This window comes from Ralstonia sp. 22086 (genome assembly GCF_052045975.1).
Lineage (GTDB): Bacteria > Pseudomonadota > Gammaproteobacteria > Burkholderiales > Burkholderiaceae > Ralstonia > Ralstonia wenshanensis.
Window position 1 is genome coordinate 465389 of record NZ_JBQEPZ010000003.1, and the last position, 17215, is coordinate 482603.

19 protein-coding genes are annotated in these 17215 nt (G+C 64.5%); 9 read left to right on the forward strand and 10 right to left on the reverse strand.

Annotated elements, in window-relative coordinates; all coding sequences use genetic code 11:
• The first annotated feature begins 266 nt into the window (after positions 1-266).
• The 3 genes from ACTJK6_RS15305 (at position 267) to ACTJK6_RS15315 (ending at position 1814) form a co-directional block, all read left to right on the forward strand.
• Positions 267-470 carry a cold-shock protein gene (locus tag ACTJK6_RS15305; protein WP_004631953.1) on the forward strand — a complete coding sequence of 68 codons (204 nt, stop codon included), beginning with the start codon at positions 267-269 and terminating at the stop codon, positions 468-470.
• A gap of 188 nt (positions 471-658) precedes the next feature.
• Positions 659-1114 (forward strand): DUF2501 domain-containing protein, encoded by a 456-nt coding sequence (locus ACTJK6_RS15310; protein WP_440076176.1) that lies wholly within the window; start codon positions 659-661, stop codon positions 1112-1114.
• A 79-nt stretch (positions 1115-1193) separates the two neighbouring features.
• Entirely contained in the window at positions 1194-1814 is a 621-nt protein-coding gene (locus ACTJK6_RS15315) for a DUF4126 domain-containing protein (RefSeq protein ID WP_316870047.1), read from the forward strand.
• A gap of 4 nt (positions 1815-1818) precedes the next feature.
• On the opposite strand, the gene ACTJK6_RS15320 is transcribed toward ACTJK6_RS15315, so the two are convergent.
• The 7 genes from ACTJK6_RS15320 to ACTJK6_RS15350 form a co-directional block, all read right to left on the reverse strand.
• Positions 1819-2106 (reverse strand): cyd operon YbgE family protein, encoded by a 288-nt coding sequence (locus ACTJK6_RS15320; RefSeq protein ID WP_322017471.1) that lies wholly within the window; start codon positions 2104-2106, stop codon positions 1819-1821.
• Complete coding sequence (cydX, locus tag ACTJK6_RS15325) at positions 2103-2231, reverse strand: cytochrome bd-I oxidase subunit CydX (protein ID WP_232040816.1); 129 nt, start codon at positions 2229-2231, stop codon at positions 2103-2105. Before cydX ends, ACTJK6_RS15320 begins: the two co-directional genes overlap by 4 nt.
• A 23-nt stretch (positions 2232-2254) precedes the next feature.
• Complete coding sequence (gene cydB, locus ACTJK6_RS15330) at positions 2255-3397, reverse strand: cytochrome d ubiquinol oxidase subunit II (protein WP_414560974.1); 1143 nt, start codon at positions 3395-3397, stop codon at positions 2255-2257.
• Between the two features lie 10 nt (positions 3398-3407).
• Positions 3408-4964 (reverse strand): cytochrome ubiquinol oxidase subunit I, encoded by a 1557-nt coding sequence (locus tag ACTJK6_RS15335; protein ID WP_232040818.1) that lies wholly within the window; start codon positions 4962-4964, stop codon positions 3408-3410.
• Entirely contained in the window at positions 4961-5173 is a 213-nt protein-coding gene (gene cydP / locus ACTJK6_RS15340; protein WP_316878730.1) for a cytochrome oxidase putative small subunit CydP, read from the reverse strand. Before cydP ends, ACTJK6_RS15335 begins: the two co-directional genes overlap by 4 nt.
• A gap of 905 nt (positions 5174-6078) precedes the next feature.
• Entirely contained in the window at positions 6079-7329 is a 1251-nt protein-coding gene (gene icd, locus ACTJK6_RS15345) for an NADP-dependent isocitrate dehydrogenase (protein ID WP_260802034.1), read from the reverse strand.
• A 261-nt stretch (positions 7330-7590) separates the two neighbouring features.
• Positions 7591-7968 (reverse strand): sugar dehydrogenase complex small subunit, encoded by a 378-nt coding sequence (locus ACTJK6_RS15350; RefSeq protein ID WP_440839626.1) that lies wholly within the window; start codon positions 7966-7968, stop codon positions 7591-7593.
• Positions 7969-8338: 370 nt separating this feature from the next.
• Here ACTJK6_RS15350 and ACTJK6_RS15355 point away from each other — a divergent pair, with 370 nt between their 5' ends.
• The 5 genes from ACTJK6_RS15355 (at position 8339) to ACTJK6_RS15375 (ending at position 13138) form a co-directional block, all read left to right on the forward strand.
• Positions 8339-8551, forward strand: a complete 213-nt coding sequence (locus ACTJK6_RS15355; RefSeq protein ID WP_004631913.1) for a hypothetical protein — start codon at positions 8339-8341, stop codon at positions 8549-8551.
• A gap of 187 nt (positions 8552-8738) precedes the next feature.
• On the forward strand, positions 8739-10253 hold the full coding sequence (locus ACTJK6_RS15360; protein ID WP_440477345.1) for a metallophosphoesterase: 1515 nt from the start codon (positions 8739-8741) through the stop codon (positions 10251-10253).
• A gap of 71 nt (positions 10254-10324) precedes the next feature.
• On the forward strand, positions 10325-11626 hold the full coding sequence (locus tag ACTJK6_RS15365; RefSeq protein WP_440077082.1) for a cytochrome-c peroxidase: 1302 nt from the start codon (positions 10325-10327) through the stop codon (positions 11624-11626).
• Positions 11627-11681: 55 nt separating this feature from the next.
• Positions 11682-12134 (forward strand): DUF192 domain-containing protein, encoded by a 453-nt coding sequence (locus tag ACTJK6_RS15370; protein ID WP_440076182.1) that lies wholly within the window; start codon positions 11682-11684, stop codon positions 12132-12134.
• Positions 12135-12172: 38 nt separating this feature from the next.
• Positions 12173-13138 carry an MBL fold metallo-hydrolase gene (locus ACTJK6_RS15375; protein WP_440839501.1) on the forward strand — a complete coding sequence of 322 codons (966 nt, stop codon included), beginning with the start codon at positions 12173-12175 and terminating at the stop codon, positions 13136-13138.
• Here the strand turns inward: ACTJK6_RS15375 and ACTJK6_RS15380 are convergent.
• From ACTJK6_RS15380 to ACTJK6_RS15390, 3 genes are all read right to left on the reverse strand, one after another.
• Positions 13135-13602: an MliC family protein gene (locus ACTJK6_RS15380; RefSeq protein ID WP_316870056.1), complete on the reverse strand. Its 468-nt coding sequence runs from the start codon at positions 13600-13602 to the stop codon at positions 13135-13137. The two genes, ACTJK6_RS15375 and ACTJK6_RS15380, sit on opposite strands and share 4 nt — an antisense overlap.
• A gap of 35 nt (positions 13603-13637) precedes the next feature.
• On the reverse strand, positions 13638-14603 hold the full coding sequence (locus ACTJK6_RS15385) for a LysR family transcriptional regulator (RefSeq protein WP_343619998.1): 966 nt from the start codon (positions 14601-14603) through the stop codon (positions 13638-13640).
• Positions 14604-14667: 64 nt separating this feature from the next.
• The gene (locus ACTJK6_RS15390) at positions 14668-15576 is read right to left on the reverse strand and encodes a LysR family transcriptional regulator (protein WP_232043044.1); all 909 of its coding nucleotides are present in this window, start codon (positions 15574-15576) and stop codon (positions 14668-14670) included.
• Positions 15577-15649: 73 nt separating this feature from the next.
• Here ACTJK6_RS15390 and ACTJK6_RS15395 point away from each other — a divergent pair, with 73 nt between their 5' ends.
• Positions 15650-17206, forward strand: coding sequence for an MFS transporter (locus tag ACTJK6_RS15395; protein WP_260802041.1), 1557 nt, complete (start codon positions 15650-15652; stop codon positions 17204-17206).
• Positions 17207-17215 lie beyond the last annotated feature (9 nt).

Consider the following 17215-nt stretch of genomic DNA (forward strand, 5'->3'; position numbering starts at 1 on the left):
CGCCCTACTGCCCCGCAAACCGTTGGCAGCGAGCCGCATGAATGGTGAGCCCGGGAGGCCTCACACCAGTCGACAACAGATCGACAACCGCTTCAGGCTGTGGTGTTTGCCACAAGAAGACCGATCGCTTGCGGCGCGGTTCCACCCGCGCCATTCGTCGTGCCGTGCAGGCCGGCGGCCGGGCGATGACTGCGCGGTACCGCTCTGCACTGCCCCGACAGGCACACCCTCCCGGCTCGGACTTGTGTTTTAACGGAGGGGTTTTCATGGCACTCGGTACGGTCAAATGGTTTAACGACGCCAAGGGTTTCGGTTTCATCTCGCCTGACGAAGGCGGCGAAGAGCTGTTTGCGCATTTCTCAGCCATCCAAATGGCTGGCTTCAAGACGCTCAAGGAAAATCAGCGCGTCTCGTTTGAAGTGACGCAAGGCCCGAAGGGCAAGCAGGCCACCAACATCCAGGCTGCCTGATTGGCGTTGCGCGGCACCCCGCCGGATGGCTACGGTGTCCAAATGCAAAAAACCCGGCGACATGCCGGGTTTTTTGTTGCCGCGGCGCCAGACAATGACGGACATACCTCGTCGCGCGCAACACGTCATTTCAGCGGGTTGTGCACTACGGTATGGATGATCCCCGTGCCGTTTTAAGGAGCCTGCGCATGAAACCCCATCTGACCCGCACCGCCGCCACGGCAACGCTGTTGATTGTCGTGCTACTTCCTGCTGCCGCCCACGCCCAGATCGGAGACCTCATCAAAGGGGCCACGCAGGGCAACAGCCAGGGCCCCACAAGTGGCCTTGGCAGCATCGGCGGCCTGGGCGGTATGCCGTCGCTCGGGTCATTGACGTCGGGTAGCACCGGCAATGTGGCCGGCGTGCTGGAATTCTGCATAAAGAACAACTACCTTGGCGGCGCCACCGACGCGGCCTCGGTCAAAGACAAGCTGCTCGGCAAGCTGGGCGGGGCGCCAGCGTCCAGCCCGGGTTACACCGACGGCACAAAGGGCATCCTGACGAATTCGGATGGCAACAAGTTCGACCTGAGCAGCATCAAGTCGCAAATCACCCGGCAGGCGTGCGACAAGATCCTGTCGCAGGGCAAATCGCTGCTTTGAGCCGCGGCGCAGGCGAGCGCGCACTACACTGCAATATCGATTGACCGTTCGCCTGTCTTCCACGCCCCGAGGAAGCCTCATGCTGGAAACTGCCGCGCTGGCCGCCGGGCTGTCCTGGACCAGCGGATTCCGACTCTACCTTGCCGTGTTTGCTGCCGGCGTGCTCGGCCGCACGGGTTGGCTGCATTTGCCGCCCGGGCTGCAGATGCTGGAATCGTGGTGGGTGATTGGCCTGGCCGGCGTGCTGGCCGTGGCGGAATTCCTCGCCGACAAGATTCCGGGCTTCGATTCCGTGTGGGATGGCATTCAGACTTTCATCCGCGTACCTGCGGGCGCGATTCTGGCTGCGGCCGCATTCGGGCAGCTCGATCCGCAATGGATGGTGGCCGCCGGATTGATTGGCGGAACGCTGGCCGGCACGGCACATGCCACCAAGGCTGGCACGCGCGCGCTGATCAACACGTCGCCGGAGCCATTCTCGAACTGGGTGGCGTCGTTCAGTGAAGACGTGGCCGCCAGCGGCGGTTTGCTGATGGCGTTTTTCCTGCCGATTGCGTTTCTGGTGGTGCTGGCGCTGCTGCTGTTGGTATCGGTGTGGCTGCTGCCCAAGCTGTGGCGCGGCGTGCGGCGCCTGCGCGATGCGCTGCGCGGGCGATCACCTGAGCCGCCACCGGCTGGTACCACCCGGCTGCCGCGCTGAGGCGCTACCCAAAGGCGCGCAGCAGCCCGAACAGCGTCAGGGCCAGCGCGCACGCCCATCCCGAAAGCAGCATGCGCGACACCTTGTTGCGCGGAACAAACCCCACACCCCGCACGAGCCCCGCACTCATCGCCCAGAACAGCAATACGGCGAGACCGTGGTCAGCATGCCCGTCGCGATTGGCGAGGATGTACGGATACACCGTCCCCACCGCCATCACGAGCAACCCGGCTGCCAGGCTGGCGGCGTGGATGCGCGGCTTGTCGGTGGCGTTCACGTTCGCAGTGCTCATTCGCGGTCCGGGTTCGCACTGCTTGCATTGGCAGCGCGGTCGTCGCTCACCTCACCCCACATTGCATTGAGCACCGCCAGCAGCACAGCAAAGCCGACACCCAGGACCCAACTGAAGTACCACATGGATTTGCTCTCCTGTGCCGTCGTTAGTAGGCCGAGTGCTCGTTGGCGCGGATGTGCTCGACCGTCACCTTGCCGCGCATCACGCGGTAGCACCAGCTTGTGTAGGCAATGATGATGGGCGTGAAGATGATCGCCGCCCAGAACATCAGGCCAAGCGTGAAGTGGCTGGAAACGCTGTCCCACACCGTGAGGCTGGCGCGGGGCATGCTGGACGAGGGCAGCACGAACGGAAACATCGAAGCCCCGGCCGTCGTGATGATGCCCGCCAGCCCCAGCGACGACAGCACGAACGCGGTAAGCGTGCGCCCCACCCGCGCCAGCACCACGGCCAGCAGCGGGCCGATCACGCCAATAGCCGGCAACGCCCACAGCAACGGCTGCTTCTGATAGTTGCCCCACCATGCATCGGCCGCGCGTGCCACGGTCTTCGCCATCGGGTTGGCAAGCCCGGCTGGGTCGATGGCCGAGGTGATGACGTAGCCTTCGATGCTGCCTGCGTGCAGCCACACGCCGGCCGCAATAAAGGCCAGCACGGCGATGATGGCTGCGCCGGTGGCCGCGTTGGTTGCGCGTTGCTGGATGGCGCCTTCCGTCCGGTGGGCGAGGTAGATGCCGCCATGCATGGTGATCATCGCGCTCGACACCACGCCCGTCAGGATGGCAAACGGATTGAGCAGTTGCCAGAACGTGCCGGTGTACGTCACCACCATGAAGTTGTCGAAATGGAACGGCACGCCTTGCAGCAGGTTGCCGAACGCCACGCCAAAGATCAGCGGCGGCACCGCGCCCCCGATGAAGAGGCCCACGTCCCACACCTTGCGCCACGTAGCGTTGTGGATCTTGCTCCGGTAATCAAACCCGACCGGCCGGAAGAAGAGCGCCCACAGCACCGCCAGCATCGCCCAGTAGAACCCGCTGAACGCGGTGGCATATACCAGCGGCCACGCGGCAAAGATGGCGCCGCCGCCCGTGATGAACCAGACCTGATTGCCGTCCCAGTGCGGGCCGATGGTGTTGATCATCACACGGCGCTCGTCGTCGGTCTTGCCGACAAAGGGCAGCAGCGTGCCGACGCCCATGTCGTGTCCGTCCATGATGGCAAAGCCGATCAGCAATACGCCAATGAGCAGCCACCAGATGACCTTGAGGGTTGGGTAGTCGAACATGGCGTTCTCCTCAAGCGTGGGCGGCTTCGAAATCGTAGCGACCAGTGCCGAGGCTGCCCGGCCCCTGACGCGCGAACCGGATCATCAGGTACATCTCGACGATCAGCAGCAGCGTGTAGAAACCGATGAAGCCCGCTAGCGACCCATACAGACTGGCCTCGCTCAACGTCGACACACTCAGATGCGTGGGCAGCACGCCGTAGATGGTCCACGGCTGGCGGCCGTATTCCGCCACCACCCAGCCCAGCTCGATGGCGATCCACGGTGCCGGAAGCATCCACAGCGCCCAGCGCAGCAGCCATGCCGGCGCCTTGCGCTGCGGCCGCAACGTGCTCCAGAACGACAGGCCAAACAGCGCCAACATCAGGAAGCCCAACCCGACCATCACGCGGAAGCCCCAGAACATCGGCCACACGCGCGGCACGGTATCGTCGACCGCCTTGTCGATCATCTCTGGCGTGGCCTGCCGCACGTCGGCCACGTACTTCTTGAGCAGCAGGCCAAAGCCCAGGTCTTGCTGATGGATCTGCAGGGTCTGGAGCGCCGCTGCATCGCCGGGGTGCTGGCGCACCGTCTCCAGTGCGGCCACCGCCTCGATACCGCTCATGATTCGTCCGCGGTTGCGCGCCTTGATCTCATGGATGCCCGGAATCTGCTTGGACACCGAGCGCGTGCCGATCAGCCCCATCACCCATGGAATCTCGACCGCCCAGTCGTTCTTCTGCTCGCGCTGGTTGATCGACGCAACCACAGTGAAGCTGGCAGGCGCCGGCTCGGTCTCCCACATGGCCTCGATGGCGGCCATCTTGGTTTGCTGTGCCTCGCCGACGGTGTAGCCGGACTCATCGCCCAGCACGATCACCGAGCAGACGCTGGCCAGGCCAAACGCAGCCGCCACGCGAAAGCTGCGCCGCGCGAATTCCACATCGCGGCCGCGCAGCAGGTACCAGCTTGAAATCGACAGCACGAACATCGCGCCCGTCACGTAGCCCGCCGACACCGTATGCACGAACTTGGCCTGCGCGATGGGGTTGAAGACCACGGCCCAGAAGTCGTGCATCTCCATGCGCATGGTCTGCCAGTTGAATTCGGCGCCCACCGGGTTCTGCATCCAGCCGTTGGCGATGAGAATCCACAGCGCGGAAAGATTGGTGCCGATCGCCATCAGCGTCGTCACCAGCAAGTGCTGCGTCTTGGAAAGACGATCCCACCCGAAGAAGAACAGCCCGATGAAGGTGGATTCCAGAAAGAACGCCATCAGCCCTTCAATGGCCAGCGGCGCACCAAAGACGTCGCCCACGTAGTGCGAGTAGTACGCCCAGTTGGTGCCGAACTGGAATTCGAGCGTGATGCCCGTCGTCACGCCCAGCGCAAAGTTGATGCCGAACAGCTTGCCCCAGAAACGCGTCATGTCTTTCCAGATGACCTTGTTGGTCATGACATAGACGCTTTCCATGATGACCAGCAGCCAGACCATGCCCAGCGTGAGCGGCACGAATAGGAAGTGGTACATCGCGGTGGCCGCGAACTGCAGCCGGGACAGATCGACGAGATGCTCGGAAATCACGGTTGCCCTCCCTGCGCTGCTGACGGTGTGACGATCAGGCGATCAGCGGCCCGCTCGGCATCGACCGGCACCCGGTGGTCTCGCACAAACACCCACCACAGCGCGCTCAGCGCCACCAGCTTGATGGCGACGACGATGAGCAAATGGCGGACGAGTCGGCGGTCGTTGGGGTTCACAGGCGGACGAGACTTGGCGCGCGTCGGTGCCACTTGCAGGGGGTCCCGCCAGTGGCACAGAAAGTCACATGTGATCCAGTCTAGTCACGGATGGAAGGAGTGACAAACCGTTGCTGCTGTTTCTTGATGGTCATCAAGCACCGCCGGCAAGCCAAAACCGTAAAGATTCGTGGATCTGGCCCGTGTGGACCACCGCACAGCCGCGTCACCATGGGGTTGGCGCGGTCGTCAGCAAATTCTGATTTATAGTTTCGCCCCTGCTCAGACGAAGCGGCCATCGGTACACTCTGCGCCGTCGCTTTCAGTGCCATAGAGGAAGCGATCGAGGTGTGGAAACCTTGGGTATAGCGGGCAAGCGCCGAGCATAGGTGCTTGTCCTCAAACACTATGGCTTGGCTTCGTCTCCCTCTTGGGGCGAGCCAGGCTTGAACGGCTTCGGCCGTGCCGATCGCTGTACCTCGGTTTTCCACCTTGCCTGTGCTCGCCCACCCCTCCCCCAAGGGTTGGGCGCGGTTCCGTTCATCAGATGAAGAGGAATGCCGTGACCCGCTCGATCTCCCAATCCGTCGATTCCCCGGCGGGCGATTCGCTCACCGAATATGAGAAAGGTGTTGGCGCTGCGCGTGAGTTTTTGCGTGCCCTGTCCGCGCGCGCCGCAGCCCCCAAGCATTCCGCAACGAGCACGACGGACTCGCCAGAACATCCCAAGCAACCCCGCTGATCGATGGGCGAGGCCCAGCGCATGGGCCGCGGCGCCCTTGTTGCAGCATCGGCGTTGGGGCTTGTTGGGGCTCGCCCGCCCTTTTTGCGAGTACGAACCGGTCAGGACTGCGAGCATCTGCAGATGGTCGGTTGCGGCTTGAAACAAAAAACCCCGGCGAGCCGAAGCTGCCGGGGTTTCTTCATATCCATCGCGGCCGGAGCCGCGAGCGACATGCTTACATGTTGTCGATCATCACTTGACCGAAGCCCGAGCACGACACTTGGGTCGCGCCTTCCAGCAGGCGGGCGAAGTCATACGTGACCTTCTTCGACAGGATCGACTTCTCGATCGACGAGATGATCAGGTCAGCGGCTTCCGTCCAGCCCATGTGACGCAGCATCATTTCGGCCGACAGGATTTCCGAACCGGGGTTCACGTAGTCCTTGCCTGCGTACTTCGGAGCCGTGCCGTGGGTGGCTTCGAACATCGCCACCGAATCCGACAGGTTGGCACCCGGGGCGATACCGATACCGCCAACTTGCGCAGCCAGGGCGTCGGAGATGTAGTCGCCGTTCAGGTTCAGCGTGGCCACCACCGAGTATTCGGCCGGACGCAGCAGGATCTGCTGCAGGAAGGCATCGGCAATTGCGTCCTTGACGATGATTTCCTTGCCCGTCTTCGGGTTCTTGAACTTGCACCACGGGCCGCCGTCGATCAGCTCGGCGCCGAATTCCTTCTGTGCCAGCGCGTAGGCCCAGTCACGGAAACCACCTTCCGTGAACTTCATGATGTTGCCCTTGTGCACGATCGTGACCGACGGCTTGTCGTTGTCGATCGCGTACTGGATGGCCTTGCGCACCAGGCGCTCCGTGCCTTCCTTCGAGACCGGCTTCACACCGATACCCGAGGTTTCCGGGAAGCGGATCTTCTTGACGCCAAATTCGTCCTGCAGAATCTTGATCAGCTTCTTGGCCTTGTCGCTTTGGGCTTCGAATTCGATACCGGCGTAGATGTCTTCCGAGTTCTCGCGGAAGATGACCATGTCGGTCTTCTCCGGCTCTTTGACCGGCGAGGGCACGCCCTTGAAGTAGCGCACCGGGCGCAGGCAGACGTACAGGTCCAGCTCTTGGCGCAGCGCCACGTTCAGCGAACGGATGCCGCCGCCCACCGGCGTCGTCAGCGGGCCCTTGATGGACACCACGTAGTCCTTCAGGACTTGCAGGGTTTCTTCCGGCAGCCACACGTCCGGGCCGTACACCTTGGTCGACTTCTCGCCGGCGTAGATTTCCATCCACGAAATCTTGCGCTCACCCTTGTAAGCCTTCTCAACCGCTGCGTCCACCACCTTGATCATCACCGGGGTGATGTCGAAGCCGGTGCCGTCACCTTCGATGTAAGGAATGATCGGGTTGTTCGGAACGTTCAGGGAGAAGTCTTGGTTGACAGTGATCTTCTCGCCGGCCGGGACCTTGATGTGTTGATACATGGACGACTCCAGTGCAGACCGCAGGTAGCGGGTGGACGGTGGGGGTTGACAGCACAGCGCGCCGCTCACGGGTTGGCCGGCGTGGCGCGCTGCAATGAACTGGCGATTCTAACGGCCTACGATGACGCGCTCACGATGCACCGCACAAAATCTCGCATCTGGCGCAAGCCGCAACTCTTATATAAGACACAAGAGTGAATTCCGCATTATGCCGGAAAATTTCACCATCCGCCATATTTCGGCCCCTGATCCCAGGCGCTGTCAACGGCCGATCAGGTCGGCGTCGAAGGCGCGGGCGACCGGGCCGCGGACATCGATCAAGGCAGGAACCGCATCCCGCCGGGCGCTCCAGGCATCCACCAGCCGGACCAACGCGGCACGCAGTTCGCGGGCGCTGTCAGCATCAAGCAAGCGGACCAGGCCGGCAGCGTCCACGCCCGGATGCCGGCGGACCAACCACGCAAGCGCCTGGATGTGTTCGATAAAGCGATCGTCAGCCCGGTGCAGATGGCTGAAACAAGACAGCCCCACGCGGCGATCCAGCGGTGCGCCGGAAATCGTCTGGGACACGAGCATGAAATCATCAAGTGCGGAAGCGCCGTGCGAACGGGGCCAGAAACCGGGCAAGGCCCCCAGCACAATCAACGCGCCGCAACCCAGGACGAAATCGCGGCGCCGGAGTCGGGCCGGCGGAATGGGAGAGGCGGGCTTGGTGGGGCGGGAAGACGACGGCGGGAAAGACACGGCAAGCCTTGAGCACAATCGGCTCGCATTCTCTGGGGGAAGGCGCCGCCATCTAATCAGATCGGTCCGAAATGCAGGCCCGCAGGCATCTTTCTTGCGCAGCGCAACATGCGCCACATGGCGGATCAGGCGGCGCGGAGGCTTTCGCCGGAGCCCAGAAAAAATTCGACGGAACGTGTCAACGCGCCTGTAACGGCCTGCGTTATTGCAGATGACTCATTTAGCGGGTCGTTGGTTAACTCACTGATCTATAAAAGGATTCACCATGAAGAAGCTGATCGCTGCCCTGATCGCCGGCCTGTTCGCCACCGGTGTGTTCGCTCAAGCCTCCGCTCCGGCTGCTGACGCAGCTGCTGCTCCGGCTGCTGCCGAAAAGGCTGCCCCGAAGGCCAAGAAGGCCAAGAAGCACCACCACAAGAAGGCTGCCAAGAAGGCTGCTGACGCTTCGGCTCCGGCTGCTGACGCCGCCAAGCAATAAGCTTGTGTTTCTGCCGGGCCCACGCGGCTCGGCCGATACAGAAAAAGCAGGTGCTTATGCATCTGCTTTTTTTTTCGCCCTCGCCTGCCCAACGGAAATCCCGGGCACGCATGCAGGGCTGTCAAAATAGCGCCATCAAGCTTGAGTACCTTGCCCGTTCCTCACAACAAGAAACAGGGATGGCGCAATGGAATTCCGATCGATGTTCGCTCCGGTGCGACGAAAACGCACCGTGTTCACGATGCTCTCTCTTGCCGCGCTGGCCGCTGCCGCCGTGATTGCGGGCTGCGGCGGCTCGTCGTCCGATTCGACGCCGGTGTCGACGGCCACGCCCTCGGATGCGGCCACGGCTGACGCCAACATCCAGGCCGCATGGGTGGAGATCGGTGACAGCAACCAGGCTGTCGTGCGCGCCGTCACCAGCTATACGAACAGCGCTTCGCCCGTCGACAGCTCGGTCTGCCCGCTGCTGACGGTGGACGGCACCTCCACGCGCATGACGCTGCGTGTGGCCGCCGGCACCCCCGCGCAGCGCACCACGGCCAGCGCCGCCAGCGATTCGAAAGCCTCGTCCTTCCCTGTGAATGCCTGCGAAGCCACCGTGGCATCTACGGCCAAGGCCGCGTCGATCGGCTCGCGTGTGCTGCCGCTGCCCAAGGCCAACCCGCAGCGCGTGGTGATCCTGGCGGACACCGGCTGCCGCATGAAGAAGTCGAGCAACACGTTCCAGTCGTGTAACGACCCGCTGTCGTGGCCGTTTGCCAGCGCTGCCGCCACGGCCGCCAAGATGAACCCCGACCTCGTGCTGCATGTTGGCGACTATCACTACCGCGAAAACGCCTGCCCGCCCGACGTGGCCGGCTGCCAGGGCAGCCCCTGGGGCTACGGCTGGGATGCGTGGCAGGCCGACCTGTTCCAGCCCGCCGCCCCGCTGATGGCCGCGGCCCCGTGGGTGCTGGTGCGCGGCAATCACGAGGAATGCGCGCGCGCCGGCCAGGGCTGGTACCGCTTCCTGGATCCGCGCCCGTATTCGGCCGACCGCTCGTGCGACAACCCGGCCAACGACACGGCTGCCAACGCGTCGGACCCTTACGCCGTCGCCCTCGGCAGCGATACGCAGGTCATCGTGTTCGATTCGGCCAAGGCTGGCACGACGGCATTGGCGACGACCGACCCGTGGTTCCAGACCTACCAGAAACAGTTCAGCACGGTGGGCACGCTGGCCGCCAAGCCGGGCGTGATGTCGATCTTTACCAATCACCACCCAATCCTGGGCTTCGTGCCCATCGCGGGCAGCACGCCACTGGGCGGCAATGCCGCGCTGCTGTCGGTCATGAACAGCCTGAACGCCACGGCGTATTACCCGCCGGGCGTGCAGGTCGCGCTCCACGGTCACGTGCATGACTTCCAGGCCATCAACTTCACCAGCAACCACCCGGCGACCATCGTTGCAGGCAACGCCGGCGATTCGCTGGACGTGGCCCTGCCCGATCCGTTCCCGGCCGTCAGCCCGGCTTCGGGCGTGACGGTTGGCAGCATCTCGCACAACAACTCGTTCGGCTTCATGGTGATGGACCGCCAGCCCGCACCCGCCAAGGGCTGGCTGTTCAAGGCCTACACCGTGGCCGGCAAGCTGCTGACGACCTGCACGCAGAACGGCACGAGCCTGGTGTGCGACAAAACGGGATTCGTCGCACCTTGAAGCGCCTGAGCACCGCGCTGTGGGTTGCCGCCGCACTCTTCTCGGGTGCGGCGGCGGCTGAATCGATCGGCATGACGCCCAGGCTGGACGCCGTGCCCCCGCCTGCGGAGTCGACCGCGTTCAAGCCGGACCCGAACCTCGTCGCGCTCGGTAAGCGGGTGTTTTTCGACCCGCGCCTGTCTGAGCCGCAAGGCACGTCGTGCGCGGCATGCCATGATCCGGGCCGCGCCTTCGCGCCCACGCTGAAGGGCGAGGCGCTGCGCATCGGTGTGCCGGCCGGCAGCCGCCCCGGGCACGTGGCGGCACGCAACGCGCCGTCGCTGCTGTATCTGCGCTACATCCCGCATCGCTACTTCTTCCAGGACGACGACGCGAGCTTTCCGTCGCCGTTCGGCGGCTTCTTTGCCGATGGCCGGGCAGATTCCATCCCCGAGCAGATCCGCGGCCCGTTGTTCAATCCGGATGAAATGGGCAACCATTCAGCGCGCGACCTGCAGCGCAAGGTGGCCGGCACCGACCTGGGCCAGGCGTTGGCGAAGCAATTCGGCGCCGATGCGGTGCATGAGCCCGAACGCCTCGTCGGCGCGTTGGGCAAGGCGCTGGAGGCGTATTTCCAGAGCGACGAATTGGCGCCGTTCACCTCCCGCTTCGATGATTTCCTGCGCAAGCGCACGCCGCTTTCCGCCGCCGAGATGCGCGGCCTCGCCCTGTTCCGCAATCCGGACAAAGGCAACTGCGCGTCGTGCCATCTGATGGTGGAATCGTCGTCGCGGCCGGAGCGATCGCTGTTTACGGATTTCGGCTACGACGCCATCGCCGTGCCGCGCAACCCGCTGCTGCCGGCCAACAAGGACCCGCGCCACTTTGACGTGGGGCTCTGCCAGACCGCCCGCACGCTGAAGTGGCCGGAGCCCGACCAATGGTGCGGCTACTTCCGCACGGCGGGCCTGCGCAACGTGGCGGTGCGCCAGACGTTCATGCACAACGGTGTTTTCCGTACGCTGCGCGACACCGTGGCGTTTTATGCCACGCGCTCGACCGACCCCGCGCAGTGGTACCCCGGCGGCAAGCGTTTCAACGACGTGCCCGCCAGATACCAGGGCAACATCAACGTGAATGCCGTGCCGATGAACCGCCGCCCCGGCACCGCGCCTGCGCTGACGGAAGACGAGATCGACGACATCGTGGTGTTCCTGCGCACGCTCACCGATGCGCGTTATGTGGCGCTGATGCCCGATCCTGCGGCCGACAAGGCGCGCTCTGTGCATGCGCCCAAGACAGGTGCCAAAACGGTTGCCGTCGAGCACCAAGCCGCCCCCGGGCCCCAATACGCGGTAACAACTTCGTCGCCCGGCCGGCGGCTGTCTGATTGACGGCGGCTGGCCGAGTGCCGATCATGGAGCGTTTCTTTTCCGACCCGTTCGCGCCATGACCACCCTGTCCCGCTTCTTTGCCGCTCTGTCGCTGGCCGTTGCCGCCACCGGTGCGCTCGCCCAGACGCCCACCGCCCCCAATACCGGCCTGCCCGTGGTCGACCTGACCATCGGCATGTACAAGGTCAAAGCCGAAGTAGCGGCCACCCCGCAAACGCGCGAGACCGGCCTGATGTTCCGCAAGACCATGCCCGACACCGCCGGCATGCTGTTCGTGTTTGATGAATCCGCCGGCCACTGCTTCTGGATGAAGAACACCGACCTGCCGCTGTCCATCGCCTTCATCACCGACGACGGCACCATCTCCGACATTGCCGAGATGAAGCCGCAGACCGAAGACAACCACTGCCCCACCCGGGCAGGCAGCTACGCGCTGGAAATGAACAAAGGCTGGTTTGCACGCAAGGGCATCAAGCCCGGCATGAAGGTGGGCGGGCTGCCCCGCTAAAACAGGCACGCAGACAACAGCAGAGAGGAGACCGCCGCATGCACGCTTTCGACAACAACCGTCGCCGCTGGATGCGGCAGGCCGGCGCGCTGGCCGTGGGTGCGGGCGCGGCGTCCGCAAGTTTGCCGTTGAGCGCTTTGGCTGCCGATGTGCCCAAGAAGGGCACGCGGTTGATCCTGCTGGGCACGGCGGGCGGGCCGACGCCCAAGAAGAATCGCTCGGCCCCGGCGCAGGTGATCGTCATCAACGGCGTATCGTACGTGGTCGATTGCGGGAACGGTGTCGCACGCCAATACGTGACGGCGGGCCTCAAGCTCAAGGACATCCGCCACGTCTTCATCACGCATCAGCACTCCGACCACAACGCCGACTACGGCACGCTGATGCTGCTGGCGTGGGCCACCGACCTGACCGGCCCCGTCGATGCGTGGGGCCCGCCCCCGCTGGCCGCGATGACGACCAAGTTCCTTGAGCTGTACGACTACGACATCCGCACCCGCATTGCCGACGAAGGTCGCCCGCCGCTGGCGCCGATGCTTCATCCGCACGAGCTGACCGAAGGCGGACTGGTCATGCAGGATGCCAACGTGAAGGTGACGAGCGCGCTGGTCAAGCACCCGCCGGTGTCGCCGGCATTTGCGTTTCGCTTCGATTCGGCAGACCGCTCCATCGTCATCTCCGGCGATACGGCGCCGAGCGAAAACCTCGTGCGCCTGGCGTACGGCGCCGACGTGCTCGTCCATGAGGTGATGCATCTGCCGTCGCTGGATAAGCTGCTGTCCACCGAGCCCAACGCCAAGACGCTGCGCGAGCATTTGCTGGCGAGCCACACCTCCACCGAAGAGGTCGGCCGCATTGCCACCGAGGCCAAGGTGAAGACGCTGGTGCTGTCGCACTTCGTGCCCGGGGGCTATCCGTTCCTGGAAGATTCAGTCTGGCTCGATGCCGTGCGCCCGCACTTCAAGGGCGAGATCATCGTCGGGCACGATCTGCAGGAAATTTAAGGCCGGCCGCTGGTCGCTTCGCTGCAATCGCGGTAGAGCTGATTGCGGCTGCCTGGCAGGGTCTCGTCGGCGAGGAAGCCGGCGGGGCCCTTCGTCCACCACACATACTGGCCCGACGCATAGCGCGCCCCCGAAGCGGCCATCACGTTGGCAAACACCAGTGTCTTGCCGTTAAGTGTCATGGCCGCCAGCGGCGTATCGCCCACCGTCATGTATTTCACGAGGAGCGTCTTGCCGCCCTCGCACGTGTAGCGCACGTCGTGCGGGTCCTTGATCGGCAGCGCGGAATACGCACGCGCCTGGTCGATCGCCTTGTTGAGGCCGGCCTTGGCAAAGTCGAGCGCCGTGTTCAGATCGTCGGACGACATGCCTGGCACCGGCGACTGCTGCGCGGTGGCGACGCCGCTGAAGACGCCGGCGCCCAGCGCCAGCCCAAACATCACTGCAGTTGCAAAACGACGCATGGATCCGTCTCCTGGAAATGGTCAGTGCAAGCCGGTTAGTCTGCCGCGTCGCTGTCAGGTTCGGTGGGCTTGAGCACAAATGCGGTCGGTTCGACGCGCTGCGGGAGTTCATCGGACAGCGCGCGCGCGGCCTCGGCAAAGCACTGCACCAGGCTATCCGCCAGCGATGACGGCGCGTGATGCTCGGCACGCATGGCGCGCACGTCAAACGTCTGCGCCGGCTCCAGCGCGAACAGCGCGATGCGCTCCATGCTGCCGGTGGCGGCAGTGAACTGATCAAGCATCGTCACGCCGAGCGACTCCTCTACCAGCGAACGCGCCAGCGAATACGTCTGTACTTCCAGCGTCGACTGCGGCGCCAGTCCGCCGCGCGCCAGCGTCTGCCCGACCAGCGAGCCGAGCGAAATCTGGTCTTCCAGTCCGATGAACGGCTTCTCGGCAACGAGCTTGTGCAGCGCGCGGCCATCCGTCTTGCCCCCCACCCAGGCGCGCGGCGCGGCCAGCAGGATGCGGCCCTGCGCGACGGGCGTGGTGCTGATGGCCGGATGCACGGGCGGCGCAAAGGCGAAGCCGACGTCGATGTCCTGCGCGAGCAAGCCCTGCACGATCTCGGCCGTGTGATGCGTGAACACGCGCACCAGCGTATCGGGATGGCGCTGAGAGAAACGCCGCACGGCAGGCGCCAGGATGCTCGGGGCCAAGCTGGGCGTTGCCGCCACGCGCAAGCGCCCGGCGCCCTTGTGGCGCAGATTGGCCGACACGCGCCGCACGCGCTCGACCTCCTGGTACAGCCGCTCGACTTCGCTGAACAATTCGAACGCCTCGGCGGTGGGCTGCAGGCGCCCTTTGGTGCGGTCGAACAGGCGGAAACCGAGTTGCAGTTCGGTGTGCTGCAGCACGCGCGTCACCACGGGTTGCGACACGTTCAGCATGCGCGCCGCCTCGCTGACGGTCCCGACCAGCATCACGGCGCGGAAGACTTCAATCTGGCGCAGACGCATGGCCGCCGGTCCTCACAATCCGAATAGGGAAGCGCCGATTGTGACATCCAGCGCCGGTCTTCGGCTAGGCAGGGGCCGGTGTGGCGGAAACGCCCTCTGCTTCCAGCGCATCCAGAAACACGCGCACCTTGCGCGGCACCAGCTTGCGCGCAGGCATCAGCGCATAGACGCGCAGCGCGGTCAGTTCGAAATCGGGCAGCACGCGCACGAGCCGACCGGCCGCGACTTCCGTATCACCCACGGAGCGCGCCATGCGCGCCACACCCAGGCCACGCACGGCGGCCCGGGCGCGCATTTCGGCATTCAAGGTCTGCAGGCGCGGCTGGATCGGGACTTCGATTGGCTCCATTGCGGGCTGGCCGACGGGGCGGAAGGCCCAGCTTGCGTCGTCGGGGCCGGACAGGCAGGGCCAGCCGGCCAGGTCGGCGGGTGTCTTGAGCGGCGGGCGTTCCGCCAACATGGCCGGCGACGCATACAAACCGCGCGGGATCAGCACCACACGACGCGCCACGAGCGACGAATCCGGCAGCATCTGGTCGACCATCACGAAGACGATGTCGTAGCCGCTAGCCAGCAGGTCGGGCTGCTCCCACGAGATGTGCACCTGGATTTGCAGATGCGGATACTTCTCGAGCGTACGGCACACCGGTTCAGTCAGGTGCTGCGCACCGACTTCGTACGGCGCGGCGATGCGCAGCGTGCCGGCCACGGTTTCGCTGGCTGCTGTGGTGTCGGCGTGCACTTCGCGCAGGCGTTCGAACAACGGCGCGATGTCGTCGTAGAACTGCGAGCCCGCTTCGGTCAGCCGCAACTGGCGCGTCGTGCGCGTCATGAGCCGCACGCCCAGCGCTGCTTCCAGCCTTGATACGGCGGCGCTGGCGGTCGATTTGGGAATGCCCAGCGCCTCGGCGGCGGCGGTGAAGCTGCCGGCCTCCACCACGCGGCAGAAGGTTTCCCAGTCGTTCCACTCCATTGTTCGCATGACTGGACAGTGTTCCTAGAGTTGGCCGTTTATCCGGCTGGCGGGCAAGTTTATGCTCGGGCACATGTCGCTGCAAATCCTCAAACCCGCGTCACTGCGGGCGTTCCCCCACTTCTCTTCTGCACGCGTCCACGCTTTTGGGCTGGCGCTGGGCCTCTCCACAGGCCTCGATTTTGTCTCGTCGCAGATGTTCGCCGTGGCGGGCCAGCACATCCAGGGCGGTGTGCATGCGAGTCCCGAGGCGTATCTGTACGCCGTCACAGCGTATGCCGTGGCGGCCGTGGTCGCCAACCTCGCCATTGGCCGCATTGCGGCGCACGTTGGCTACCGGACGTACTCGCTGGTGGGCATCGTGCTGTTCGCCATCGGCTGCATGGTGTGTGCGCAATCCAACAATATCGGCGAACTCGTCATCGGGCGGACCATCCAGGGCCTGGGCGCGGGCGGCTTGTTTTCGGCGTCGCGCATCCTGGTGCAACTCACAGCCGAGCCCGACGAGCGCATTCCACCGATGCTGATGTTCAGCGTCGGCCTGTTCGGACTGACCACGCTTGCGCCGTGGATCTGCGCCGAGGTGCTGGAGTACAGCGAATGGCGCGTGATTTTTTGGATCGAACTGGCGCTCGCCGGTGTGGCCTGGATGGCGATGTTCTTCCTGCCGCCCGAGCACCATCAACCGCGCACACGCGCCGCACGCCGCCCCGATGAAGCGCCGCCCGAAGACAGCCAGTGGGATTGGGTTGGCGTGGGCGCCATGGCCATCGGCGCGCTGTCGTTCCTGATGGGCCTGTCGGAGCTGCGCTACAGCCGCCTGACGGCCTCGCCGTTGATTCCGCTGTTGTTGCTGGGCGGTACGGCTTCGCTGCTACTGGCCATCCATCGCCTGCGCACGCACCCCGATCCGTGGCTCGATCTCTCGCGCCTGAATGGTCGCCGTTACCTGTGGGGCATCGGCTTCTACGGCGTCTATTACCTGATGAGCGGCTACTGGTCGTACCTGTTTCCGGCGGTGTCGCAAGGCGGCCTGGGCTTCACGTTCCGCACGACCACGCTGTTCCTGATGATCAGCGGGGCAGTGTCGACGGTGGTGGCCGTCGTCATGACGATTTGGTTGCCGTTCTTCTTCCGCAAGCGCCGCTTCATCGCCATCGGCTTTGCCGTGTATGCGGCAGCGGCGCTGCTGCTGGCGACGAGCCTGATGCCAGGCGCACCCGACTATGCGTTCTTCCCCGTGTCGATTCTGGAAGGCATCACGCCAGGTGCGGTGATGATTCAGGTGGCGATGATGACCTACCTCGATCTGGACCGCGAAGACTTCGCGCACGGCTACCAGATGAAGAACATCGCGCGCCAGTTTGCGACGGCAGTTGGCACAGGCTTGGCGGCTGTGTCGCTGCAGACGCAGCAGGCGGAATCGCGCTCGCTGATCGTCGCGCATGTCACGCGCTTCACGGCAGACCTGCAGGCCGCCAACCCGCTCACGCCGGAGCGCCTGGTGAGCCTGTCCGCCGAAATTGATCGGCAAGCCACGCTGCTGGCCGGCACGCAGCTGTTCAGTTGGTTTGCCGTGGCATGCGGTGTGTTTGCCGTGCTGGTGCTGGTGCAGCGGTCATTGCGTTGAGCGCGCGCA